We start from the raw sequence: 22,615 nt of genomic DNA, 5'->3' as shown, positions 1-22,615 counted from the left end.
GGGGCGGCACTCTTCAAGGACCGTCAAATCCGATTAGGTGTAATTTGATCCGCGCGACTCCTGTACAGGTACACCCTCGAGAATCAGTGCACGATCCGAGTAGCGGCGAGCGGAGGATTCGAGGCGACTTCCTTAAACTATGCAGGGCAACAATCGTCTAATCACTCCGAGAACCCTCGCTGGGCCACGATCGTCCGCTGACCGCCGCTTCGACCTGCGGCCGAGTAAATCGAGACGATGTTCGACGCAATCAGGTGTACAGGTAGTTGGTCGCGGCGCAGTTGTCGTCACAGAAACCATCTCGCCGCGCCGGTCGGGCGCCGCAGGCGATGCACTGCAGAGAGGTGGAGCTCCTGCGCGAAAATACGAACATCGCCGGGAGGTTTCGACGCTGCGAACGCTCAGGCGCCGACGCATTGACGCTCGACTCGACAGGGTGTCGATCGAGCGCGCCGAGAATTCTGGCGACGATCGAGGGCGGTCGAGAAATTTTCATGAGCATCGTTAGCTCCGTATCTACGCGACTTTCGGGTCGTCGCGTTTTGACGCATCCTACGCCCCCCGTAGGGGTACGGACAGAGTGGAATTCCGTGCAAGACCTGGAAAGTCGGGGCCTCACCGCCTCGTCCGTTCGCGACAGCAGTGGCGCGCCGTCCCGAGCGAGCGTCGACGCACCTCGGCTGCGGTGCGCGCTCCTCCACCCGCGCCGCCGAAACGCGCTCGGCGCACACCGCGTTCCTGAGAGCGGCGTCGTAGGGTGAGCGCGTGAAGATCCTTGTCGTCGAAGACGATCCAGCCATGGGCGAAGCACTCGTGGGCGGCCTAGAAGACGCCGGCTACGAAGCGGAGCTGACGACGAACGGCATCGACGCGCTCGTCGCGTTCAGCAACGCCGAGTTCTCGGCCGCCATCGTCGATGTGATGCTCCCCGCGATGTCGGGCTTCGAGATCTGCAGGCGCATCCGCGAGCTGGGCCGCTCCACGCCGATCCTGCTGCTCACCGCCCGCGACTCCGTCGAGGACCGCGTGTTCGGCCTGGACGCCGGCGCCGACGACTACCTGACGAAGCCGTTCGCGTTCACCGAGCTGAACGCGCGGCTGCGGGCTCTGCTGCGGCGGAGCCCCTCGCTGATGTCCACCTCGATCGAGGTCGGCCGCATCACCGTGGACGGCTCGAGCATCCGCCGCACCGCCGACAACACGCGCATCCACGTCAGTCCGAAGGAGCTCGAGCTGCTGAAGCTGCTGATCTCGCCGGTCGGATCAGTCGTCACCCGCCAGCGCATCCTCTCCGAGATCTGGGGCGGCGGCGAGATCGTCGACAACAACATCGTCGACCAGTACGTCAGCTACCTCCGCAAGAAGCTGCCCGCCGAGGACACCGGGGTCAGCATCGTCACGGTGCGCGGCAAGGGCTACTTCCTCCGCCCGGTCGAGTAGCCGCATGGCCGCCCCGAGCCCGCTCGCCGCGGCGCGTGCCGCGAGGCGGCGCTCGGGAGCCCTGTCGATCCGCGCCAGGATCACGGTCGGCTCCGTCGCCGTCGCGACCGTGCTCTTCGCCCTCGCGGCGATGCTCTTCTACCAGGTCGTCACCGGGATCGTCGAGCGCAGCGAGCGGACGATCCTCGTCTCGATCGAGGACGAGATCCGGCGGGACATCGCGGCGGGCGACGTCCCCCGGGTCCGGGACTCCTCCACGGGTCAGCTCTATCTCGCGATCACCCCGGACGGCGCGGTCGACGCGACCACCATGCCGACCGAGGTGCGCCGCTCGGTGCAGGCGGAGCTGCGCGACCGCGCGGCCGACGCAGTGCCGCGCTACACCGAGGTCGCCACCGCCACCACGCGCTACCTGGTGCGCATCACCGCGGTGGACGGCGAGGACGGCACCTGGAGCGTCGCCACCGCCCGCGACCAGGCCGCGTCGCAGCTGGTGCTCGACGACTTCGCGCACGTGCTGGTCTATGCCGCGATCTTCCTCGTGGTCACCTTCGGGCTCGCCTCCTGGATCCTCACCGGAGCGGCACTGGCCCCGGTGCGCCGGATGCGCGCGCGCGCCGACCAGATCGCCGCCGACCCCACTCCCGGCGATCAGCTGCCGGTCGTCGGCACCCGGGACGAGATCGACGAGCTCGCCGAGACTCTCAATGCGTTCCTCGCCAAGCAGACGGCCTCCCTGGCGCGGGAGAAGCAGATGGTCTCGGACGCCAGCCACGAGCTGCGGACGCCGCTCGCCGCCCTCTCCGCTCAGCTCGAGATCGCGCACCACCGCGTCGAGGACCCGGTCGCGGTCGACCGCGTGATCCTCGACGCGCAGAAGAGCGTCGACCGCCTGGTCCGCCTCGCGTCCGCACTGCTGGACATCTCCCGGATCGAGAGCCGCTCGGCCCGGCCCGCCTCGCCCTTCGCCGAGCTGGTCGACGAGCTGGTCGGCGCGGTCGACCGCACCCGGCTGCTCGCCGCCGAGTCGGACGTCGAGATCGACTACGAGATCGACGAGCGCGAGCCCGCCCGGCTCTACGCCGTCGCCACCCAGGACTTCGGCCGGGTGATCGACAACCTCGTCCGCAACGCGATCCAGGCGATCGGCCACGGCGGGACGATCGTCGCGGCGCTCGCGCAGAAGGACGGCCGGCTGCTGCTGACGGTCTCCGACGACGGACCGGGCATGCCGGCGGAGTTCATCCCGGTCGCCTTCGATCGCTTCTCCCGTCCCGACGACTCGCGCACGATCGCCTCGGGCGGCAGCGGCCTGGGTCTCGCCCTCGTGCACACCACGGTGCTCTCCGGCGGCGGGACCGTGGCGCTCTCCAACCGGGAGCCGCACGGCCTCGCGGTCGACATCGTCCTGCCTCCGGTGGGCTCCGCCGCCCGCTGAGGCGACAGCCCGGCGGAAGGGCCGTCCGATCGCGACGGCCCGGACGCGACGAAGGCCCCCGGATCGCTCCGGGGGCCATCGAGGTGGGTCAGCGCCGCTCGTCCTCCGGACGGATCGGCACCGGCTCCGCGTCCGCGGGCGGCGGCGACCAGACCGGCGCCGCCGACTCGGCGGGGGTGCCGTCGAGCAGGTTGCGCGCGCGGTTCACCACCTCGGGGTCGACGATCACCGAGTAGCTGGTGGCGATGACCTGCATCGTCGAGGTGAAGTCGCGGCGGCGGCGGTTGACCGCGTAGGAGGCGAGGCCGAAGAGCATGCCGAAGCCGGCACCGAGCAGCACGGCCGCGATGAGGAAGGAGAACTCGGTGGCCGGCGAGAAGATGATCAGCAGCAGGCCGAGGAAGACACCGAGCCAGGCACCCGAGGCGGCGCCGGCCAGGGCGACGCGGCCCCAGGTGAGCTTGCCGGTGACGCGCTCGACGCTCTTGAGATCGTTGCCGAGGATGGCCAGCTGCTTGACCGGGAAGTCGGCCCGGGCGAGGACGTCGACGGCCTGCTGCGCCTTCTCGTAGGTGTCGAAGGTGGCGAGGATCTCGCCGCGCGGGATCGTCGGGGAGGCGGCGCCCCGACGGTTGTTCATGGGCATCTGCTGAGTCACCTGCTCAGACTGTCACAGAGGACTTGGAGCATTCTGGACACGGATCGAGAGCTTCCCGAGCGCACGGTGGGAGCGCCGGGACCCCGCGCTCGGCTTCCGCAGGGGCGCCCGGGTCTAGGTTGGTAGCCGTGAGTTCCGCCAGAGTCTTCGTAGCGCGCTTGGCCGGTTGCAGCGTCTTCGACCCGGCGGGCGATCGCGTCGGCAAGGTCCGCGATGTCCTGCTCGTCCCCCGACAGAACGACGCGCCGCGCGTGGTCGGCCTGGTCGTCGAGATCCCCGGCCGCCGCCGGGTCTTCGTCTCGATCGGACGGGTGACCAGCATCGGCAGCGGGCAGATCATCACCACCGGTCTGATCAACGTGCGCCGCTTCGAGCAGCGCGGCGGCGAGGTCCGCGTGATCGCCGAGCTGCTCGGCCGGAGGATGACCTTCGTCGACGGCTCGGGCGACGCGATCGTCGAGGACGTCGCGATCGAGGAGGTCGGTCCGGGCGAGTGGGAGCTCGCACAGCTCTTCGTCCGCCGCCCCAAGACCAGCCCCTCCCCCTTCGCCAAGGGCGCCACCACCTTCGCCGGCTGGCGCGAGGTCCGCGAGAGCGTGTCCACCGAGGCGCAGTCGGCCGAGCAGTACGTGGCGAGCCTCGCCGAGCTCAAGCCCGCCGACCTGGCCAGCACGCTCCTCGACCTGCCGCAGCAGCGGATGCTCGAGGTCGCGGGCGAGCTCTCCGACGACCGGCTCGCCGACGTCCTCGAGGAGATGCCCGAGAGCGAGCAGGTCGAGATCCTCGGCCGGCTCGACGACGACCGCGCTGCCGACGTCCTCGATCAGATGCAGCCCGACGACGCCGCCGACCTGATCGCGCAGCTCTCGGACGAGCGCGGCGAGGCGCTCCTCGGCCTGATGGAGCCGGAGGAGGCGGACGACGTCCGCATGCTCCTCTCCTACGCCCCGGAGTCGGCCGGTGGCCTGATGACGACCGAGCCGATCATCGTCTCCTCCGAGGCGACCGTGGCCGAGGGCCTCGCGATGATCCGCCGCCACGAGCTGGCTCCGGCGCTCGGCGCCGCGGTCTGCGTGACCCTGCCGCCCTACGAGCCGCCGACCGGCCGCTTCCTCGGCATGGTGCACTTCCAGCGGATGCTCCGCTACCCGCCGCACGAGCGCCTCGGCACCCTGCTCGACCAGAGCCTGGACCCGATCACGCCCGATACCTCCGCAGCCGAGGTCGCTCGCATCCTCGCGAGCTACAACCTCGTCTCGGTGCCGGTCGTGGACGAGTCGCACCGCCTGGTCGGCGTCGTCACGATCGACGACGTGCTCGACTACCTCCTCCCCGACGACTGGCGCAGCCACGACGGCGACGACGAACCGCGCGTGCCGGTGAGCACGACTACCCAGGGCATACCGATCCCGGCACCGGTGGCGGCGGCGGGCAGGTTCAAGGCAGGACGACGAGGACGGAGGGGTGCGCGTGGCTAGGGACACCAAGCAGGATCGACGGCTCGACGCCCCGAAGGGCCTGCGCACGCGGGTGCTCCCCCGGCGCAACCGGCAGAGCAGCGACCGCTTCGGCCGCCTGACCGAGTCGTTCGCCCGCGGCATGGGCACGCCGTGGTTCCTCGTCGGCATGACGATCTTCTGCGTGTTCTGGCTGCTGTTCAACACCTACGGTCCGGAGGAGTCGCGCTTCGACTCCCAGGCCCTCGGCTTCACGGTGCTCACGCTGATCCTGTCGCTGCAGGCCTCCTACGCGGCGCCCCTGCTGCTGCTCGCGCAGAACCGCCAGGACGACCGCGACCGCGTGCAGATCGAGCAGGACCGCCAGCGCGCCGAGCGCAACCTCGCCGACACGGAGTACCTGGCCCGCGAGGTCGTCGCGCTCCGCCTGGCCATCCGCGACATGGCGAGCAAGGACTTCATCCGCTCCGAGCTGCGCAGCCTCGTCGAGGAGCTCGAGAAGGACCGGGCGGAGTCGACCGCGAGCGAGCGGCGCGATGCCTGACGCCGCCGTGACGGGTCCGGCGGATCCCGCCGCTCTCGAGAGCGCGGTGCTCACGGCACTCGCCCGGGTCATCGATCCGGAGATCCGGAAGCCCATCACCGAGCTCGACATGGTCGACTCGGTATCGATGGGCGAGGACGGCGCGGTGACCGTGGCCATCCGGCTGACGATCGTCGGCTGCCCGGCCGCGTCCGCGATCGAGCGCGATGTCCGCGCGGCGGCGGAGTCGGCGGCGGGCTCCGCCGCGGTGCGGGTCGAGGTCGGCGTGATGACGCCGGCGCAGCGCACGGCTCTGACCGAGCGGCTGCGCGGCGGGCGGCGCGAGATGCCGTTCGGCCCGGACTCGCTGACGCGGGTCTATGCGGTGACCAGCGGCAAGGGCGGGGTCGGCAAGTCGACCGTCACCGCGAATCTCGCGGTGGCCCTGGCGCGACGCGGGCTCGCGGTCGGGCTGGTCGACGCCGACGTGCACGGCTTCTCCATCCCGGGGCTGCTCGGGCTGATGCACGACGGCCGCGTCGCCGGGCCGACGCGGGTCGGCGAGCTGATGCTCCCCCCGGTCGCGCACGGCGTGAAGGTGATCTCGATCGGGATGTTCCTCGAGGGCGACACCCGCGGCGCGGCCGTCTCCTGGCGCGGACCGATGCTGCACCGCACCATCTCGCAGTTCCTCACCGACGTGTACTTCGGCGACCTGGACGTGCTGCTGCTCGACCTGCCGCCGGGCACGGGCGACGTCGCCATCTCGATCGGGCAGCTCCTGCCGCACGCGGAGGTGCTGATCGTGACGACTCCGCAGCCGGCCGCCGCCGACGTGGCGGAGCGCAGCGGTGCGCTCGCCCGGCAGTCGGGGCAGCGCATCGTCGGCGTGGTCGAGAACATGTCCGGGCTGCCGCAGCCCGACGGGTCGGTGCTCGAGCTCTTCGGCAGCGGCGGCGGGGCGGAGGTGGCCCGCAGGCTCAGTGCGAGCGGCGAGGACGTGCCGCTGCTCGCCTCGCTGCCGATCAGCGTGGCGCTGCGGGCAGGCGGAGACGACGGGCTTCCGGTCGTCATCGGCGATCCGGAGGACCCGGCCGCCGTCGCGATCACGGAGTTGGCCCGGACCCTCGCCTCGCGTCCGCGCGGGCTGACGGGGCGCCGCCTCCCGATGTCGGTCAGCTGAGGCCTTCGCCGCAGGCGCTGGTTCGGGTGGGTCTCGATACGCCCGCTCCGCGGGCTACTCGACCAGCATGCAGGGAAAGCCTCAGCGCGTGCAGCATGATCGCCCCATCCATGCTGGTCGAGTAGCCCCGGAGGGGCGTATCGAGACCCACCGTCGTCGGCGCGTGCGGCTGACGGAGGGTGGGTCTCGATACGCCCGCTGCCGCGGGCTACTCGACCAGCATGAGGACCGCTCGTCGGGCTGCTCGGCCCGTGGTCGCGTCAGGTGGCTTCGAGGTCGATGGGCGGGGGTGCCACCGTCGAGAGCTCGCCGGCTCCGGCCGAGCGCTTCATCGTCGTGTAGTAGCTGTCCGCCGTGGAGGCGCCGCCGCCCGCGGTGACGGGCGCGGAGACCGCCGAGGGCGGCTTGACCGTGGGGGCCGGCTCGTCCTCGAGCAGGGCGTCGCGGATGATGCGCCGCGGATCGTACTGCCGCGGATCGAGCTTGCGCCAGTCGACCTCGTCGAACTCGTCGCCCATCTCGTCCTTCACGCGCTCGCGCGCCTGCGTGGCGAATCCGCGGACCTTCCGCACCAGCGCAGCGAGCTGCGAGGCGTAGTAGGGGAGGCGGTCAGGGCCCAGCACGAAGACGGCGATGACTCCGATGATGAGGAGCTTGTCGAACGTCAAACCGAACACGGGACCACCCTAGTCCGCCGCGCCTGCGCCGACGACCGCACGGACCCCCGTACCCTGGCGATGCGCAGGCGCGATCCGCCCGCCGCGACCACCACCAGAGGAGCCCACCCGTGTCCGACAAGGATGCCAACTGGAAGTACGCCGAGGACGCCGTCGTCGAGCCCGAGGCGATCGCCTCCGCCCGGCGGCTCGCCGTCGAGCTGGGCATCGATGCGATCGCGCCCTCGATCGGCGCGCAGTCCGCCCTCGTCGCGGCGGCCGCCCGGGCGACGTCGATCATCGAGATCGGCACCGGCACCGGCGTGAGCGGACTCTGGCTGCTCGACGGCGCCCCCGAGGCCATGCTCACCTCGATCGACTCGGAGGCGGTGCACCAGCAGCACGCCCGCGCCCAGTTCCACGAGGCCGGCATCTCGCCGAACCGCCTGCGCCTCATCCCGGGCCGCGCTCTCGAGGTGCTCCCGCGGATGAACGAGAACTCCTACGACATCGTCTTCGTCGACGGCGACCCGCTGCAGGTCATCGAGAACGTCGAGCACGCGCTGCGCCTGGTCCGCGTCGGCGGCACGGTGCTCGTGCCGCACGCTCTCTGGCGCGGCCGCGTCTCCAACCCCGCGCAGCGCGACGAGATCGCCTCCGCCTTCCGCACGCTGGTCGCCGAGGTCTGCGGCTCTCCCGCCGTGGTCAGCGTGCTGTCGCCGATCGGCGACGGGTTGCTCCAGGCGAACAAGCGCCGCGCGTAGCACGGCCCGACCCCGGGAACGAGGGAACGCCCGTCGCATCGGATGCGGCGGGCGTTCTCGACGGTGCTGGTGGGTCAGGCTGGAGTCACCACCGACGCGAGAGCGTCGTGGAGTTCCTTCGCCTCTGCATCGTTGACTGAGACGACGAGGCGTCCGCCGCCTTCGAGCGGAACGCGCACGACGATGAGTCGCCCCTCCTTAACAGCCTCCATCGGTCCGTCTCCGGTCCTCGGCTTCATGGCCGCCATAGAGTTCCCCTTTCGTGACGTATCCGTCTATTATCGTGCATCCGCGCCAGGGACGAAATCGTCCCCCTCTCGCGGGATCACGGCGGAGTCCAGTCGCCGGGCGTGAACACCCAGCACAGGATCAGCCACACGACCTGGCCGACCAGTGAGACCGCGACGACGAAGGTCCGGAACAGCGGCGAGCGCGGTACCGCCAGCGCGCCGACGAGCGGGAACATCGGCAGCAGGAGCCGGAACGTGCTCGACTGCGGATAGAAGAACGCGAAGAGGTAGACCGCGTAGCCGCCGACCCACATCCGGCTGAAGATGTCGAGCTTCCGCGCCCAGCGGGAGAACAGGATGTTGAGGAAGAGCAGCACCAGCACGACGACGATGCCCATGCCGACCAGGGGCGAGTCGAACCACAGCCGCCCCCACCACTCGCCGCCGGCGAACCAGGAGGTGAACGGCACGAGCTCGGTGTCGCCGATGAAGACGGCGCGCCAGGCGAGCTCGGTGTCGGTGTACGCCGTGAAGGAGCCGGTGACGCCCCACGCGATGAGCAGCCAGGCGAAGCCCACCACGAGACCCCAGACGGTCAGGGCGACGGTCGGGATCCACTCGGAGCGCGGGAACTGCTCGGTGCCGCGGGCGTGGCGCCAGACCCGGTAGAGGAAGTAGATCCCCATCATCGCCGCGAAGGCCAGGCCGCTCGGACGCAGGAGGCCGAGCACCAGCACCAGCGGGAACACCCACAGCCACTTCCGCTTGATCAGCAGCAGCAGCATCGTCGCCGTCAGCAGGATCGACGCCGATTCGGCGTAGCCGATCTGCAGCATCGGAGAGGTCGGAGCGACGCAGAAGAAGACGATGCCCATCAGCGCCTGCCCCTCGCTGAGCGAGACGCGCAGCAGACGGTACAGGACGAGGCAGGCGCCGGCGCCGCAGACCACCGCCACCGCCACCGCCGCGGTCGACCAGTCGAGGCCGGTGACCGTCATCACGGCACGGACGGTGAACGGGAAGACGGGCATGAACGCCCAGGTGTTCTGCTCGACGTCGCCGGAGGGCGACAGCGGCAGGACGAGCGGATAGCCGACGGTTCCGATCTTCTCGTACCAGCCGCCGTCCCACATCGTCGCGAAGCGGACGTAGGTGTCCCGCAGACCGGTCCAGGGGACGCCGCCCTGACTCATCGCGAGGCGGAGCATGATGGCCGTCGTGATCACCCTGGTCACAGCGAAGACGAGCAGCACCTGGACCCACCACGGGAGGAAGGAGCGCCGTCGGCGCTCGATCTCCGCGGAGGGGGCGGGCGAGGCCGCCTGCGCGGCCGTGGCGGTCACGTCGTCTCTCCGGCGACCGCGCGAGCAGGCGGAGAAGCGGGGCGACGGACGGAGGACGAGGAGGTCGCGCGGCACGCGGTCGGGATCGGCGACCGCGCAGGGTGCGGCAGCCGAGGTCGCGACTCACCGGCGGGAGTGAGGGGAGACATTCCGGCTAGCATAACGACGCCGCGCAGGACGAGCTGGCGCGAAACACGCGTTCTCGGGACTGCCGCTCAGACGCTCCGCCGGCGCGCGCTCCCCCGGAGGACCCTCATCACGGCGGCGTCCAGTCGTAGCCGTCGACGGCCCAGCCGATGGTGATCCAGCCGATCTGGCCGGCGATCGAGACGAGCACCAGCGCGCTCCGGAACAGGGGCGAGCGCGGCACCGCGAGCGCTCCGACCAGCGGGAACATCGGGCCCAGCAGGCGGAACGTGCTCGACTGCGGGAAGAAGAAGGCGAAGAGGTAGACGCCGTAGCCCGCGACCCACGCGCGGCTGAAGAGGTCCAGCCGCCGCGTCCAGGGCGAGGCCAGGACGCCGACGAACAGCAGCACGAGGACGACGACCAGCGCGATGCCGAGCATCGGCGCGCCGAACCACCAGCTGCCCCACCACGCGCCGCCCTGGAACCAGGAGGTGAAGGGGAACAGCTCCTGGTAGCCGATGTAGGAGGCTCGCCAGGCCAGCTCGGTGTCGGTGTAGGCCGTCGGCGAGCCGGTGACCGCCCAGGCGACGGCCGGCCACAGGAAGCCGACCACGAGGCCCCAGACCGTCAGCGCGACCGCGGGCACGGCGTCGGACCGCGGGAACGGCTCCTTCGCCCGCCGGACGAACCGGTAGACGACGTAGAGGCCCATCGCCGCGGCGAAGGCCAGCCCGCTCGGGCGGGTCAGCCCGAGCGCGAGCACGGTCGGGAAGACCCAGGCGTACCGGCGCCGGACGAGCAGCAGCAGCACGATCGCGGTCAGCATCATCGCCATCGACTCGGCGTAGGCGATCTGCAGCATCGGCGAGGTCGGTGCGACGCAGAAGAACAGCACGGCGACGAGGGACTGCGACTCGCTCAGCGAGTGCCGCATCAGCCGGTAGAGCACCAGGCAGGCGACGGCCGCGCAGATCACCGAGACGGCGACGCCCGCGGTGGCCCAGCCGAGCCCGGTCAGCACCATCAGCAGGCGCACGACGACCGGGTAGAGCGGCATGAACGCCCAGGCGTTCTCGCCGATCTCCCCCGCCTCGGTCACGGGCAGCTCGGTCGGATAGCCGGCGGTCGCGATGATCTCGTACCAGCGGCCGTCCCACATCGTCGCGAAGTCGACGTAGGCCGGCGACGGACCGGTCCACGAGTTCGCCTGCTGGTTCGCGGCGAACTGCAGCATGATCACGGTCGTCACGATGCGGGTGAGGACGAAGACCGCGAGGACGCGCGCCCACCAGGGGACGAGGCGCAGCTGCGCGCGGCGGCGGACCGGGAGCCCGGTGAGGACGGCGCTCACGCGGAGCCGCTCAGCCAGCGGCGGAGGCCCTCGGTGCAGGCGGTGATCTCGTGCACGGCGACGTGCTCGTCGTCGGCGTGCGCCTTGAGCGGGTCGCCGGGGCCGTAGTTGACGGCGGGGATGCCCATCGCCGAGAAGCGGGCGACGTCGGTCCAGCCGTACTTGGGCTTCGCCTCGGCGCCGACCGCGGCGATGAAGGCCTGGGCCAGCGGGGCGTCGAGCCCGGGGCGCGCGCCCTCCGCCAGATCGACGACCTCGACCTCGAAGCCCTCGAACAGCTCGCGGAGGTGCGCGACCGCCTCCTCGCCGCTGCGGCTCGGCGCGAAGCGGTAGTTGACGTGCACCGTGCAGAGGTCGGGGATCACGTTGCCCGCCACTCCCCCGCTGATGCGGACCGCGTTGACGCCCTCGCGGTAGACGAGGCCCTCGACCTCGACCTCGCGCGGCTCGTAGGCGGCGAGGCGGTCGAGGATCGGGGCGGCGGCGTGGATCGCGTTCTCGCCGACCCAGCTGCGGGCGGAGTGCGCGCGGCGGCCGTGCGTCGTCACGTCGACGCGGAGGGTGCCGTTGCAGCCGCCCTCGACCTCGCCCCGCGTCGGCTCACCGAGGACGGCGAAGTCGGCGGCGAAGACGTCCGGGCGGTGGCGGGAGAGGCGGCCGAGGCCGTTGAGGTCGGAGGCCACCTCCTCGTTGTCGTACCAGATCCAGGTCACGTCGACGACCGGATCGGTCAGCTCCGCGGCGAGGACCAGCTGGACGGCGATGCCGGCCTTCATATCGGTGGTGCCGCGGCCGACGAGGTGCTCGACGCCGTCGATCGTCTCGGCGCGCACCGGGAGGTTGTCATTGATCGGGACGGTGTCGAGGTGGCCGGCGATGACGACGCGCTGCTCGCGCCCGAGGTTCGTCCGGGCGACCACGGTGTGGCCGTCGCGGATCACCTCGAGGTGCGGGCACTGCTCGAGGGCGAGCTGGACCGCGTCGGCCAGCGCCAGCTCGTCGCCGGAGACGGAGGGGACGTCGCAGAGCACGCGGGTCAGCGCGATCGGATCCGAGCGCAGATCGAGGGGCGCGACGGGCGCCGGGGCGGAGGTCGGTACGGCCATGCGCCCCAGGGTACCGGCCGGATCGTGCGCGCTACCCTGGGCGACATGAGCCCCCAGAACACCGCTGACTCCGCTGTGCCCGCGCCCGCCTCCGCCTGGGGCTACGGACTGGCGACGATCGCCTCGGACGGGACCGTCCTCGACACCTGGTTCCCCGAGCCGCGGCTGGGCACGATCCCCGCGGGCCGCGACCCGTGGATCGTGCCGGCGGAGTTCGAGTCCCTCGCCGGCGAGGACGCGCGGCGCGAGGTGCGGATCGACGTGGTGACGCTGCAGATCGACCTGCAGAGCGCGCCGGCCTCGACCTCCGACGCGTACCTGCGGCTGCACCTGCTCTCGCACCTGCTCGTCCAGCCGAACACCGTGAACCTCGACGGGATCTTCGCGCACCTGCCGAACGTCGTGTGGACGAACGCCGGGCCCGTCGCGCCGGACTCGTTCACCCGGCTGCGTCCGTCGCTGCGGCGCCACGGGATCCAGGCCGCGGGGATCGACAAGTTCCCGCGACTGACCGACTACGTCACGCCGGCGAAGGTGCGCATCGCGGACACGTCGCGGGTGCGGTTGGGCGCGCACCTCGCTCCCGGGACGACGGTCATGCACGAGGGGTTCGTCAACTTCAACGCGGGGACGCTCGGCAGCTCGATGGTCGAGGGCCGCATCTCGCAGGGCGTCGTCGTCGGCGACGGCTCGGACATCGGCGGCGGCGCCTCGATCATGGGGACGCTCTCGGGCGGTGGCGTGCAGCGCGTGTCGATCGGCGCGCGGGCGCTGCTCGGCGCGAACTCCGGCATCGGCATCTCGATCGGCGACGACACCGTCGTCGAGGCCGGGCTCTACGTCACGGCGGGCACGAAGGTCGTCGTCGTCGGCGGCGCCCCGCGCGCCGACGGTCGGCCGCAGACGGTGAAGGCCGTCGAGCTCTCGGGAGTGCCGAACCTGCTCTTCCGCCGCAACTCGCTCACCGGCGCGGTCGAGGTGCTCCCCCGCACCGGAGCCGGCATCGAGCTGAACACGGCTCTGCACGCCTGACGCAAGGCTTCGATGCGCCGCGATCGGTCCATGCTGGTCGAGTAGCCGCGGAACGCGGCGTATCGAGATCCGCCATCTGCAGACGGCGGGTCTCGATACGCCCGCTGCGCGGGCTACTCGACCAGCATGAGAGGCCCGCGAGCGGGCTACTCGACCAGCACGGTGCGCCCGCGGCGCGGGCTGCAGGATCGGCGATCCGGGCCCGCGGAGCGGGCTCCTCGGGCCGGGTCAGCGGTCGGTGGGCCAGTGGCGCTCGGGGGCTCCCGTGTAGAGCTGCTGGGGGCGGCCGATCTTGGTCTGCTTGTCGGTGTTCATCTCGCGCCAGTGGGCGATCCAGCCGGGCAGGCGGCCGATGGCGAAGAGGACGGTGAACATCCGGGTCGGGAAGCCCATCGCCTTGTAGATGACGCCGGTGTAGAAGTCGACGTTCGGGTAGAGGCGGCGCTCCTTGAAGTAGTCGTCCTCCAGCGCGAGGGCCTCGAGCTCCATCGCGATGTCGAGCAGCGGGTCCTTGACGCCGAGCGCCTGCAGCACCTCGGAGGCGCTCTCCTTGACGAGCTTCGCGCGCGGGTCGTAGTTCTTGTAGACCCGGTGGCCGAAGCCCATCAGGCGGACGCCCTCCTCCTTGTTCTTCACCCGCTCGACGAAGGTCTGGACGCTCTCGCCCGACTCGCGGATGCGGCCGAGCATCGTCAGCACGGCCTCGTTCGCGCCGCCGTGCAGCGGGCCGAACAGGGCGTTGATGCCGGCCGAGACCGACGCGTAGAGGTTCGCCTCGGTCGAGCCGACGAGGCGGACGGTGGAGGTCGAGGCGTTCTGCTCGTGGTCCTCGTGCAGGATCAGCAGGCGGTCGAGCGCCTTGGAGAGCACCGGGTCCACCTCGAACGGCTCGGCCATGGTGCCGAAGTTCAGGCGGAGGAAGTTGTCGACGAAGCTCAGCGAGTTGTCCGGGTAGAGGAACGCCTGGCCGATCGCCTTCTTGTGCGCGTACGCCGCCATCACCGGCAGCTTCGCGAGCAGGCGGATGGTGGTCAGCTCGACCGCCTCCGGGTCCTTCGGGTTCGAGCTGTCCTCGTAGTAGGTCGACAGCGCGGAGACGCCGGCCGAGAGGACCGACATCGGGTGCGCGCTGTGCGGCAGCGCGTCGAAGAAGCGCTTGAGGTCCTCGTGCAGCAGCGTGTGCCGGCGGATGCGGTCGTCGAAGCCGGCGAGCTCGTCCGCGGTGGGCAGCTCGCCGTAGATCAGCAGCCAGGCCACCTCGAGGTACGTCGCGTTCGTCGCGACCTCCTCGATCGGGTAGCCGCGGTAGCGCAGGATCCCCTCGTCGCCGTCGATGTAGGTGATGCTCGACTTCGTGGCGGCCGTGTTGACGAAGCCGTAGTCGAGAGACATCAGACCGGTCTGCTTCGACAGCGTCGAGAAGTCGATGCTCGAAGAGCCGTCGACGCTGCGCAGGACCGGGAACTCCGCGGTGCGATCACCGAACGTGAGCGTCACCTTCTCGGGCAGGACCTCGGCCGCGGCCGGCGCACTCTCCGTGGCGGGCTCGGGTGTCTCCACCGTCGCGGTTCCGTCGCTCTGCGTGCCGGATTCGGTCACAACGCCTCCCAGGTCATCGGTCGCACCCGGGTGCGCTCGCGCGGAGCGGGCGGCGCCGGGGGCTGGAACTGGCCGGACCCAGGGCCGTTTGTGGCGACACTGACCGAACCGCATACAGCCTATGGGCAAAGCGGGGGCACTGTGACATCGCCCAGTGCTCGCCCCCGTCCCTTGTGGAGATCCTTCAGGAACGGGGTGCGCGCGGAGTCAGAGACCGCCGGCGAGCCGCTCGGCGGCCGCCCCGATGCGCTCGTCCGTCGCCGTCAGCGAGAGGCGGACGTGCTCGGTGAAGTGGTCGCCGTAGAAGACGCCGGGCCCGGCGAGGATCCCCAGGCGCGCGAGCCGGTCGATCGACTCCCAGGCCGGCCGCCCCTCGGTCGCCCAGAGGTAGAGTCCGGCCTCGCTGCGGTCGACGCGGAAGCCGGCGGCCTCGAGCGCCGGGCGCAGGAGGTCGCGCCGGGCGCGGTAGCGCTCCTTCTGCTCGGCCACGTGGCCGTCGTCGGCGAGAGCGACGACCATCGCCTCCTGCAGCGGTGCGGGGACGATCATCCCGGCGTGCTTGCGGACGGTGACGAGCCGAGCGATCAGCTCGCGGTCGCCCGCGACGAACGCGGCGCGGTAGCCGGCCAGGTTGGACTGCTTGCTGAGGGAGTAGACGCCGAGCACGCCGCGGAGGTCCTCGCCCGCCACGCGGGGATCGAGGACGCTCGGGATCGGCTCGTCGGCCCAGCGGCCGTCCCAGCCGAGCTCGGCGTAGCACTCGTCGCCCGCGACCACGGCGCCCAGCTCGCGCGCCCGGTCGACCGCGCGCCTCAGTGCGTCGACGTCGAGCACGGCGCCGTCGGGGTTGCCGGGCGAGTTCAGCCAGACGAGGCGCGTCTCGGCCGGCCACTCGTCGGGATCGTCGGACGCCAGCACCGAGGCTCCGGCGATCGCGGCGCCCATCGCGTAGGTCGGGTAGGCGGCGCGCGGGTGGACGACGACGTCGCCCTCACCGAGACCGAGCAGGAACGGCAGCCAGGCGACGAGCTCCTTCGAGCCGATCGTCGGCAGCACTTCGTCGAGCCCGAGACCCGGGACCCCCCGGCGCCGGGCGTACCAGGCGGCGATCGCCTCGCGCAGGGCGGGCGTGCCGACCGTGGTCGGGTAGGCGTGGGCGTCCGTCGCCCGGGCGAGCGCCTCGCGGATCGGCTCCGGCGTCGGGTCGACGGGCGAGCCGATGGAGAGGTCGACGAGGCCGCCGGGGTGCGCGGAGGCGACCCGGGTGGCGGGACCCATCAGGTCCCAGGGGTAGTCCGGCAGCGGTCCGAGTGACACGGACGCGCGCTCAGTGGCTCTGCGGCGGGAGGACGGCGATGACCGGGTGGTCCTTCGCGATCACTCCGACCTTCGCGGCACCGCCGGGCGAGCCGATCTCGTCGAAGAACTCGACGTTGGCCTTGTAGTAGTCGGACCACTCCTCGGGGAGGTCGTCCTCGTAGTAGATGGCCTCGACGGGGCACACCGGCTCGCACGCCCCGCAGTCGACGCACTCGTCGGGGTGGATGTAGAGCGAGCGCTCGCCTTCGTAGATGCAGTCGACCGGGCATTCGTCGATGCAGGCGCGGTCTTTGACATCGACGCACGGAAGTGCGATCACGTAGGTCACGGTCGTGGACGTCCCTTCGAACAGTGTTCTCTATCGTACGGGGAGCGGCGGGGCGGTGCTGTCGGCCGCCGGTTCCGCCGGAGCGGGGCGGGACGGCGGGCGGACACGCGGCCAGGCGATCACCACGAGGGCGATCAGCGCGGGGGCGAAGGTCCAGACCACGCCGAGGCCGTTGGCCGGCACGAGGACCGAGCCGCCGGTGCTGCGGAGGGCCAGCAGCCCGATCGCGCCGAGCAGGCCCATCGCGGTGCAGAAGGCGACGAAGCGGTCCACCATCACGAGACGGAGGCCGAGCAGCAGGAGCAGCACGGCGGCCAGCGACACGGCGAGGCCGACCGGGAGCTCCGCATCGCCGACGGTCACGGTGCTCTGGTGCGCGACGGTCGTGATCGCACCGACCACCGCGCCGGTCAGCACCGAGAGCAGGCCCGAGACGATGCGGGTGCCGAGATCGGGCCGCTCCTCGGCGACCGGCTCCGGCGGCGTCGGCGCACCCTCGGGGCGGAAGCGCTCGAGGCGGCCGATCGGGAACGCCGGGCCGCTCGAGAGCCGCAGCTCGTCGCCGTCGACGACGAGCTGCGTGCGGTGCGCCTCGAGCGCCGCGCGCTTGCGGGCGTAGTCGCTGTCGTCGAGCTCGATCGCGACGTCACCGGGCTGCTCGGCGACGGCCTCGGGCAGGACGGCGAGGTAGCGCAGTCCGAGCCGCTCGGCGGCCGTCGAGGCGATCAGGGCGGCGCGGATGTGGTCGGGATGGCCGTAGCCCCCGCCGACGTCGTAGGAGAGCACGAGGGTCGCGCCGGTCTGCACGAGGACGGCGACGAGGTCGGCGATCGCCTCCTCCTGCGGCGCGGAGGTGAAGGAGCGCGGGTCGACCGGCTCGAGCGGGACGGGCACTCGGCCCGGGCCCCACTGCATGCCGGAGTCGCGGTAGACCCGCGGGGCGAGGCCTGCGGCGCGGGCGGCCGGGTCGCCGAGGAAGCGGTGATCGGCGACGCCGAGGGCGGTCAGGGCGACGACCAGCTCGGTGGTGCGGTGCGCGGCGAGCTCGTCCGAGCCCTCGAGGTGCGCGAGATCGGGCGGGATGACCTCGCCGCACTCGCCGCGCGTCGCGGTGACGACGGTGACCGCGGCGCCGTCCGCGACGAGTCGCGCGAGGGTCCCGCCCATCGTGATGGTCTCGTCGTCGGGATGGGCGTGCACCGCCACGACCCGCTCGCCTGCGCCGTCTCGACTCGCGTCCACTCTCCGCCTCTCGTCCGTCGTGTGCTCTCGTTCCGCCGCGCGGCCCCGCCCGAAGCGCCTCCGACCGGCTGCCCGGCGCCGCACATCGCACGCCCGGCGTCCTGTGTGGACACACGACCGGATGGCCACTACAGTCGTCCACGGGTTAGGCAAGGCTTACCTGAGGATGCGGCCCGGGGGTGGGCTTCGCACCGTCCTCCCGTGCAGACGACGAAGAGAACACACGTGCTCGCAAACTACCTCATCGGCCTCCGTGAAGGCCTCGAAGCCGGGCTCGTCGTCGGCATCCTCGTCGCGTACCTGACCAAGCTGCAGCGGCGCGACGTGCTGCCCCGGCTCTGGACGGGCATCGCCGCCGCGGTCATCCTCTCCCTCGTCACCGGCGCGATCCTCACCTGGGGCCCCTACGGCCTCAGCTTCACCGCGCAGGAGCTCCTCGGCGGCGGCCTCTCGCTGCTCGCCGTCGGCCTCGTCACCTGGATGATCTTCTGGATGGGCGCGAACGCCCGCAGCCTGAAGGGCGAGCTCGAGTCCAAGCTGGACGCGGCGGTCAGCGGCTCCGCCCTCGGGATCGTCGTGCTCGGCTTCGTCAGCGTCGGCCGCGAGGGGATCGAGACCGCCCTGTTCGTCTGGGCGAGCGTCTCCTCGAGCAGCGCCTCCTCCGACTCGGACGCCTGGGTCGGCACGGTCGGCGCGTTCCTCGGCATCCTCAGCGCGGTCGTCGCCTCCTACCTGATCTTCCGCGGCTTCGTCCGGATCGACCTCGGCCGCTTCTTCACCTGGACGGGCGGCTTCCTCATCGTCGTCGCGGCCGGCGTGCTGCTCTACGGCGTCGGCGACCTGCAGGAGGCGGCGCTGCTGCCCGGCTCGGGCACCCCGCTGTTCGACCTGGGTCCGATCCTGCCGACGCCGGTCGCCGCGATCCTCGGCGGGCTCTTCAACTACACGCCCGAGCCGACGGCGCTGCAGTTCTCGGCCTGGCTGCTCTACCTCGTCGTCGTCGGGTCCCTCTTCGTCCGCCAGGTCCGCTCCCGCCGGCCGCGACGGGGCAGCGCGGCCCCGGTCGCCGCTCCCGTCGCCACCTCCGTCTGATCCCGCCCCGGCACCGCCGGAACGACCTCCCACCACCAGGAGAACCATGCCCCCGCGCACTCGACCCCGCCTCCCCCGCGTCGCCACCGGCCTCGCCGGCGCCGGCGCTCTCGCCCTGCTCCTCACCGGCTGCGTGCCGAACACCCCGGCCGCCTCCTCCGCCGCGGCCCTCGACGTCGCGATCGACGACGGCGCCTGCGCGGTGTCGGCCGCGACGGCCGAGGCGGGTGCGGTGACTTTCGCGCTCGAGAACACCGGATCGGACGTCAACGAGTTCGAGATCCTCGCCGAGGACAAGCTGCGCATCGTGGGCGAGAAGGAGAACGTCACTCCCGGTCAGAGCGTCTCCTACGTCGCCCAGCTCGAGCCCGGCACCTACTACACCGCCTGCAAGTTCCAGCAGGTCGGCGCTCCCGTCGGGCTCGCCGAGTTCACCGTGACCGGCGAGGCGACCGAGCAGTCGGCCGACGAGCAGGCCGCGACCGAGGCCGCCGTCACCAACTACGTCTCCTACGTGCAGTCGCAGTCCGGCGAGCTGCTGCCCGCCGTGACGGCCTTCGCCGAGGCGTACGCGGCGGGTGACGACGAGAAGGCGCGCAGCCTCTTCGCCGCGACCCGCGTCTTCTACGAGCGCATCGAGCCGACCGCCGAGGCGTTCGGCGACCTCGACCCGAAGATCGACTACCGCGAGGTCGACGCCGTCGCCGAGGGCCTGGACTGGACCGGCTTCCACCGCATCGAGAAGGACCTCTGGGTCCCCGCCGCCGACGCGCTGAACTCCGACGGCACGAGCGCCTGGCTCGACTGGGCGCCGTCGACCCCGGATCAGCGCACCGCGTTCGCCGACGGGCTCGTCTCCGACGTGCAGGACCTCTACGACCTCGTCGCCGCACCCGACTTCACCGTCTCGGTCGGCGACATCTCGAACGGCGCGATCGGTCTGCTCGACGAGGTCGCCGCCGGCAAGATCACCGGCGAGGAGGACTGGTGGTCGGGCACCGACCTGACCGACTTCGCCGCGAACGTGCAGGGCGCGGAGGTGGCCTTCGGCAACGTCGAGCCGATCGCGACCGCCTCCGGCGAGGACGGCGCCGCGCTCACCGCCGAGATCGGCCAGCGCTTCGCCGAGCTCGACGCGATGCTCGCCCAGTACGGCTCGCTCGACTCCGGCTTCGTCGCCTACTCGAGCGTCACCGATGAGCAGAAGAAGGAGCTCTCCGATCAGGTGAACGCCCTGTCCGAGCCGCTCTCGCAGCTCACGCACACGGTGCTCGGCGTCGAGGAGCCCGCGGAGTAGTGGAGCCCGAGCAGAACAGCGCCGGCCCCGCCGACGAGTCGGGCCGACCCGACGAGCAGCCCCGCCGCCTCTCGCGGCGCGGGCTGCTCGGCCTCGTCTCGGCCGGGACCGCGGGCCTCGCCGCGGGCATCGGCGGGACCGTCGCCGTCACCTCCTCGGCCAGCGCGAGCGCCTCCTCCGCCGCGACCCGGGTCGTGCCGTTCTTCGGCGCGAACCAGGCCGGGATCACGACGGCGGCGCAGGACCGGCTGCACTTCGCGGCCTTCGACCTGGCCTCCAGCGCCACCCGTGACGACCTGATCGAGCTGCTCCAGGACTGGACCCTCGCGGCCGCCCGCCTCACGCAGGGCCTCGACGTCAGCGAGGAGGGCGCCGTCGGCGGCCCGGACACGGCGCCGCCGGACGACACCGGCGAGGCGCTCGGCCTCGACGCGTCCTCGCTCACCCTGACCTTCGGCTTCGGGCCGACGCTCTTCACGGACGAGTCGGGCGCCGACCGCTTCGGCCTCGCCGACCGCCGGCCGGCCGAGCTCGCGGTGCTCCCCCGGTTCCGCGGCGACGCGCTGGTGCCGACCGCGGGCGGCGGCGACCTCTGCATCCAGGCCTGCGCCGACGATCCGCAGGTCGCGGTGCACGCGATCCGCAACCTCAGCCGTATCGCCTTCGGCCGCGCATCGCTGCGCTGGTCGCAGCTCGGCTTCGGCCGCACCTCCTCCACCTCGACGGCGCAGGCGACTCCGCGGAACCTCTTCGGCTTCAAGGACGGCACCGCCAACATCAAGTCCGAGGAGCCGGACGCCGTGCAGGAGCACGTCTGGGTGCAGGACGCCGACGGCCCGGCCTGGCTCGCGGGCGGCAGCTACCTGGTGGCGCGCAAGATCCGGATGATCATCGAGACCTGGGACCGCAGCCAGCTCGGCGAGCAGGAGCGCGTGATCGGCCGGAGCAAGGGCTCCGGCGCCCCGCTCTCGGGCGGCGGCGAGTTCACCGAGCCCGACTTCGAGGCGGCAGGAGCGACCGGCGTGCCGCTGGTCGACAAGGAGTCGCACGTGCGGCTCGCGCACCCGACCGTGAACAGCGGCGTCCGGCTGCTGCGCCGCGGCTACAACTTCGTCGACGGGAACGACGAGCTCGGGCGGCTGAACGCGGGGCTGTTCTTCCTCTCGTTCCAGCGGTCGCCGGAGCAGTTCATCACCGTGCAGAGGAACCTCGCGACCGATGCGCTCAACGAGTACATCAAGCACGTCGGCTCGGCGGTCTTCGCCGTCCCGCCGGGCGTGCGCGACGAGGGCGACTACGTGGGGTCGGGGCTCTTCGCCTGAGCCGCTCGCGTTCCTGAGGGAATTTCCATCCCGGCACAGGTCGTCGGCGGCTGCCTCTCCGAGTGCGGCAAGGTCGGCTCCCTAGCCTCGACGGCGATGTCCGGGAACAGTGCGAAGAACCAGCCGACCAAGCGCGAGCGCCAGGAGCTCGCCCGCCTCGAGGCGAAGGAGCGGCGCGAGCAGGAGCGGCGCCGGAAGCGGCGGAACCGGCTGCTCGGGCAGAGCGGTGCGGTGGTCGGCGTGCTCGCCGTCGTGGCGCTCGTCGCGTGGAACGTCTGGTCGCAGCAGGAGATCGCGAGCACCGGGCCGGCGAACATGCTGAGCGACGGGATCGTGCTCGCGGGGGCGGAGTCGGCGGTCACTCCGGTGACGACCGCTCCGATCGAGGCGGGCGAGGAGCCGGTGCCGACCGACGAGGCCGCCACGCGTGCGGGCGGCGTCGTCACCGTCGACCTGTACGTGGACTACCTCTGCCCGTACTGCGGGCAGTTCGAGACGGCGAACATGGACAATCTGCAGTCGTGGCTGACGCAGGGGGCGATCACGCTCGAGATCCATCCGGTCGCGATCCTCGACTCCTCCTCGGCGGGGTCGGAGTACTCGAGCCGGGCGGCGAGCGCCGCGGCCTGCGTGGCGGACGAGGATCCGGACCGGTTCCTCGCCGTGCACGAGGCGCTGTTCGCGAAGCAGCCGGCGGAGGGGACGACCGGGCTGAGCGACGACGAGCTGCGGGCGCTGGTGACCGGGGCGGGCGTGACGGACGACGACGTGCTGGCCTGCATCACGAGCGGGGAGTTCCGGCCGTGGGTCGCGGCGGCCACGAAGCGGGCGACGACCGGGCCCCTGGCGAACTCCTCGGTCGCGAAGCTGAGCTCGACGCCGACCGTGCTCGTCAACGGCGAGCAGTACACGGGGAAGCCGGACGACGCCGACGCGTTCGTCGCCTTCATCACGGCGACGCTCGAGGCGGAGGGACCGACGGCGACCCCGACGCCGGCGGGCTGACGGCGGGGTCTCCTAGGAAAACATGGTGACCTCAGGCCGCGGCTCGTGGTGTGAGTTGGACGTCGTAGCCGAGGGATTTCAGCTGGTTGAGGGCCTTGTT

The 22,615-nt window shown here is 71.6% G+C and carries 21 protein-coding genes; 11 read left to right on the top strand and 10 right to left on the bottom strand.

Annotated features, from left to right (window positions below; translation table 11 throughout):
- Nucleotides 1–765: 765 nt before the first annotated feature.
- The gene (locus EDF35_RS07480) at nt 766–1,440 is read left to right on the top strand and encodes a response regulator transcription factor (protein WP_260300519.1); all 675 of its coding nucleotides are present in this window, start codon (nt 766–768) and stop codon (nt 1,438–1,440) included.
- Nucleotides 1,441–1,444: 4 nt separating this feature from the next.
- Complete coding sequence (locus tag EDF35_RS07475; RefSeq protein WP_133961605.1) at nt 1,445–2,878, top strand: HAMP domain-containing sensor histidine kinase; 1,434 nt, start codon at nt 1,445–1,447, stop codon at nt 2,876–2,878.
- A gap of 88 nt (nt 2,879–2,966) precedes the next feature.
- Here EDF35_RS07475 and EDF35_RS07470 read toward each other — a convergent pair whose 3' ends face one another.
- Complete coding sequence (locus EDF35_RS07470; protein ID WP_208323037.1) at nt 2,967–3,518, bottom strand: general stress protein; 552 nt, start codon at nt 3,516–3,518, stop codon at nt 2,967–2,969.
- 146 nt (nt 3,519–3,664) lie between these two features.
- Between EDF35_RS07470 and EDF35_RS07465 the strand changes: the two genes are divergently transcribed.
- The 3 genes from EDF35_RS07465 to EDF35_RS07455 are packed head-to-tail and all read left to right on the top strand — an operon-like array spanning nt 3,665 to nt 6,699.
- Nucleotides 3,665–5,014 (top strand): CBS domain-containing protein, encoded by a 1,350-nt coding sequence (locus EDF35_RS07465; RefSeq protein ID WP_123702834.1) that lies wholly within the window; start codon nt 3,665–3,667, stop codon nt 5,012–5,014.
- Nucleotides 5,007–5,537 carry a DUF1003 domain-containing protein gene (locus EDF35_RS07460; protein WP_123704723.1) on the top strand — a complete coding sequence of 177 codons (531 nt, stop codon included), beginning with the start codon at nt 5,007–5,009 and terminating at the stop codon, nt 5,535–5,537. Before EDF35_RS07465 ends, EDF35_RS07460 begins: the two co-directional genes overlap by 8 nt.
- Nucleotides 5,530–6,699: an Mrp/NBP35 family ATP-binding protein gene (locus tag EDF35_RS07455; protein WP_133961601.1), complete on the top strand. Its 1,170-nt coding sequence runs from the start codon at nt 5,530–5,532 to the stop codon at nt 6,697–6,699. Before EDF35_RS07460 ends, EDF35_RS07455 begins: the two co-directional genes overlap by 8 nt.
- 260 nt (nt 6,700–6,959) lie before the next feature.
- Here EDF35_RS07455 and EDF35_RS07450 read toward each other — a convergent pair whose 3' ends face one another.
- A complete protein-coding gene (locus EDF35_RS07450; protein WP_123445460.1) occupies nt 6,960–7,376 on the bottom strand; it encodes a Sec-independent protein translocase TatB in 417 nt (138 codons plus the stop codon).
- Nucleotides 7,377–7,486: 110 nt separating this feature from the next.
- Here EDF35_RS07450 and EDF35_RS07445 point away from each other — a divergent pair, with 110 nt between their 5' ends.
- Nucleotides 7,487–8,119 (top strand): class I SAM-dependent methyltransferase, encoded by a 633-nt coding sequence (locus EDF35_RS07445; protein ID WP_123702830.1) that lies wholly within the window; start codon nt 7,487–7,489, stop codon nt 8,117–8,119.
- 74 nt (nt 8,120–8,193) lie between these two features.
- Here EDF35_RS07445 and EDF35_RS07440 read toward each other — a convergent pair whose 3' ends face one another.
- The 4 genes from EDF35_RS07440 to dapE all read right to left on the bottom strand — a co-directional run bounded on the left by EDF35_RS07440 (nt 8,194) and on the right by dapE (nt 12,278).
- Complete coding sequence (locus EDF35_RS07440; RefSeq protein ID WP_077221916.1) at nt 8,194–8,367, bottom strand: DUF3117 domain-containing protein; 174 nt, start codon at nt 8,365–8,367, stop codon at nt 8,194–8,196.
- Between the two features lie 77 nt (nt 8,368–8,444).
- Nucleotides 8,445–9,692, bottom strand: coding sequence for a hypothetical protein (locus tag EDF35_RS07435; protein ID WP_133961599.1), 1,248 nt, complete (start codon nt 9,690–9,692; stop codon nt 8,445–8,447).
- 256 nt (nt 9,693–9,948) lie between these two features.
- Nucleotides 9,949–11,172, bottom strand: coding sequence for a hypothetical protein (locus tag EDF35_RS07430; protein WP_243839896.1), 1,224 nt, complete (start codon nt 11,170–11,172; stop codon nt 9,949–9,951).
- Entirely contained in the window at nt 11,169–12,278 is a 1,110-nt protein-coding gene (gene dapE, locus EDF35_RS07425; protein ID WP_133961597.1) for a succinyl-diaminopimelate desuccinylase, read from the bottom strand. Before dapE ends, EDF35_RS07430 begins: the two co-directional genes overlap by 4 nt.
- Nucleotides 12,279–12,323: 45 nt before the next feature.
- Here dapE and dapD point away from each other — a divergent pair, with 45 nt between their 5' ends.
- Nucleotides 12,324–13,310, top strand: a complete 987-nt coding sequence (gene dapD, locus EDF35_RS07420) for a 2,3,4,5-tetrahydropyridine-2,6-dicarboxylate N-succinyltransferase (protein WP_123702826.1) — start codon at nt 12,324–12,326, stop codon at nt 13,308–13,310.
- Between the two features lie 228 nt (nt 13,311–13,538).
- Here the strand turns inward: dapD and EDF35_RS07415 are convergent, their stop codons facing one another.
- The 4 genes from EDF35_RS07415 to EDF35_RS07400 all read right to left on the bottom strand — a co-directional run bounded on the left by EDF35_RS07415 (nt 13,539) and on the right by EDF35_RS07400 (nt 17,799).
- The gene (locus EDF35_RS07415) at nt 13,539–14,819 is read right to left on the bottom strand and encodes a citrate synthase (RefSeq protein ID WP_123445980.1); all 1,281 of its coding nucleotides are present in this window, start codon (nt 14,817–14,819) and stop codon (nt 13,539–13,541) included.
- A 297-nt stretch (nt 14,820–15,116) separates the two neighbouring features.
- Nucleotides 15,117–16,226 (bottom strand): succinyldiaminopimelate transaminase, encoded by a 1,110-nt coding sequence (dapC, locus tag EDF35_RS07410; RefSeq protein WP_133961594.1) that lies wholly within the window; start codon nt 16,224–16,226, stop codon nt 15,117–15,119.
- Between the two features lie 10 nt (nt 16,227–16,236).
- Nucleotides 16,237–16,557, bottom strand: a complete 321-nt coding sequence (gene fdxA / locus EDF35_RS07405; protein WP_085475430.1) for a ferredoxin — start codon at nt 16,555–16,557, stop codon at nt 16,237–16,239.
- A 30-nt stretch (nt 16,558–16,587) separates the two neighbouring features.
- The gene (locus EDF35_RS07400) at nt 16,588–17,799 is read right to left on the bottom strand and encodes a PIG-L family deacetylase (protein WP_133961592.1); all 1,212 of its coding nucleotides are present in this window, start codon (nt 17,797–17,799) and stop codon (nt 16,588–16,590) included.
- Nucleotides 17,800–18,024: 225 nt separating this feature from the next.
- On the opposite strand from EDF35_RS07400, the gene efeU reads away from it, so the two are divergent.
- From efeU to EDF35_RS07380, 4 genes are all read left to right on the top strand, one after another.
- On the top strand, nt 18,025–18,891 hold the full coding sequence (gene efeU / locus EDF35_RS07395; RefSeq protein ID WP_133961590.1) for an iron uptake transporter permease EfeU: 867 nt from the start codon (nt 18,025–18,027) through the stop codon (nt 18,889–18,891).
- Between the two features lie 46 nt (nt 18,892–18,937).
- On the top strand, nt 18,938–20,188 hold the full coding sequence (efeO, locus tag EDF35_RS07390; RefSeq protein ID WP_133961588.1) for an iron uptake system protein EfeO: 1,251 nt from the start codon (nt 18,938–18,940) through the stop codon (nt 20,186–20,188).
- Nucleotides 20,188–21,510 carry an iron uptake transporter deferrochelatase/peroxidase subunit gene (gene efeB / locus EDF35_RS07385; RefSeq protein WP_133961586.1) on the top strand — a complete coding sequence of 441 codons (1,323 nt, stop codon included), beginning with the start codon at nt 20,188–20,190 and terminating at the stop codon, nt 21,508–21,510. The genes efeO and efeB overlap by 1 nt, the downstream gene beginning before the upstream one ends.
- Nucleotides 21,511–21,606: 96 nt before the next feature.
- On the top strand, nt 21,607–22,515 hold the full coding sequence (locus tag EDF35_RS07380; RefSeq protein WP_133961584.1) for a thioredoxin domain-containing protein: 909 nt from the start codon (nt 21,607–21,609) through the stop codon (nt 22,513–22,515).
- The last annotated feature ends 100 nt before the right edge of the window (nt 22,516–22,615 follow it).

It is taken from the genome of Rathayibacter sp. PhB151 (assembly GCF_004366415.1).
GTDB lineage: Bacteria > Actinomycetota > Actinomycetes > Actinomycetales > Microbacteriaceae > Rathayibacter > Rathayibacter festucae.
This window is presented reverse-complemented; position numbering and strand designations above follow the sequence as displayed.

What these genes read in the sequence shown, in the direction of transcription:
- EDF35_RS07470 (WP_208323037.1), bottom strand. Translation starts at nt 3,518, where the DNA reads ATGAACAACCGTCGGGGCGCCGCCTCCCCGACGATCCCGCGCGGCGAG.
- EDF35_RS07455 (WP_133961601.1), top strand. Translation starts at nt 5,530, where the DNA reads ATGCCTGACGCCGCCGTGACGGGTCCGGCGGATCCCGCCGCTCTCGAG.
- dapE (WP_133961597.1), bottom strand. Translation starts at nt 12,278, where the DNA reads ATGGCCGTACCGACCTCCGCCCCGGCGCCCGTCGCGCCCCTCGATCTG.
- dapD (WP_123702826.1), top strand. Translation starts at nt 12,324, where the DNA reads ATGAGCCCCCAGAACACCGCTGACTCCGCTGTGCCCGCGCCCGCCTCC.
- EDF35_RS07380 (WP_133961584.1), top strand. Translation starts at nt 21,607, where the DNA reads ATGTCCGGGAACAGTGCGAAGAACCAGCCGACCAAGCGCGAGCGCCAG.
- EDF35_RS07475 (WP_133961605.1), top strand. Translation starts at nt 1,445, where the DNA reads ATGGCCGCCCCGAGCCCGCTCGCCGCGGCGCGTGCCGCGAGGCGGCGC.
- EDF35_RS07440 (WP_077221916.1), bottom strand. Translation starts at nt 8,367, where the DNA reads ATGGCGGCCATGAAGCCGAGGACCGGAGACGGACCGATGGAGGCTGTT.
- efeO (WP_133961588.1), top strand. Translation starts at nt 18,938, where the DNA reads ATGCCCCCGCGCACTCGACCCCGCCTCCCCCGCGTCGCCACCGGCCTC.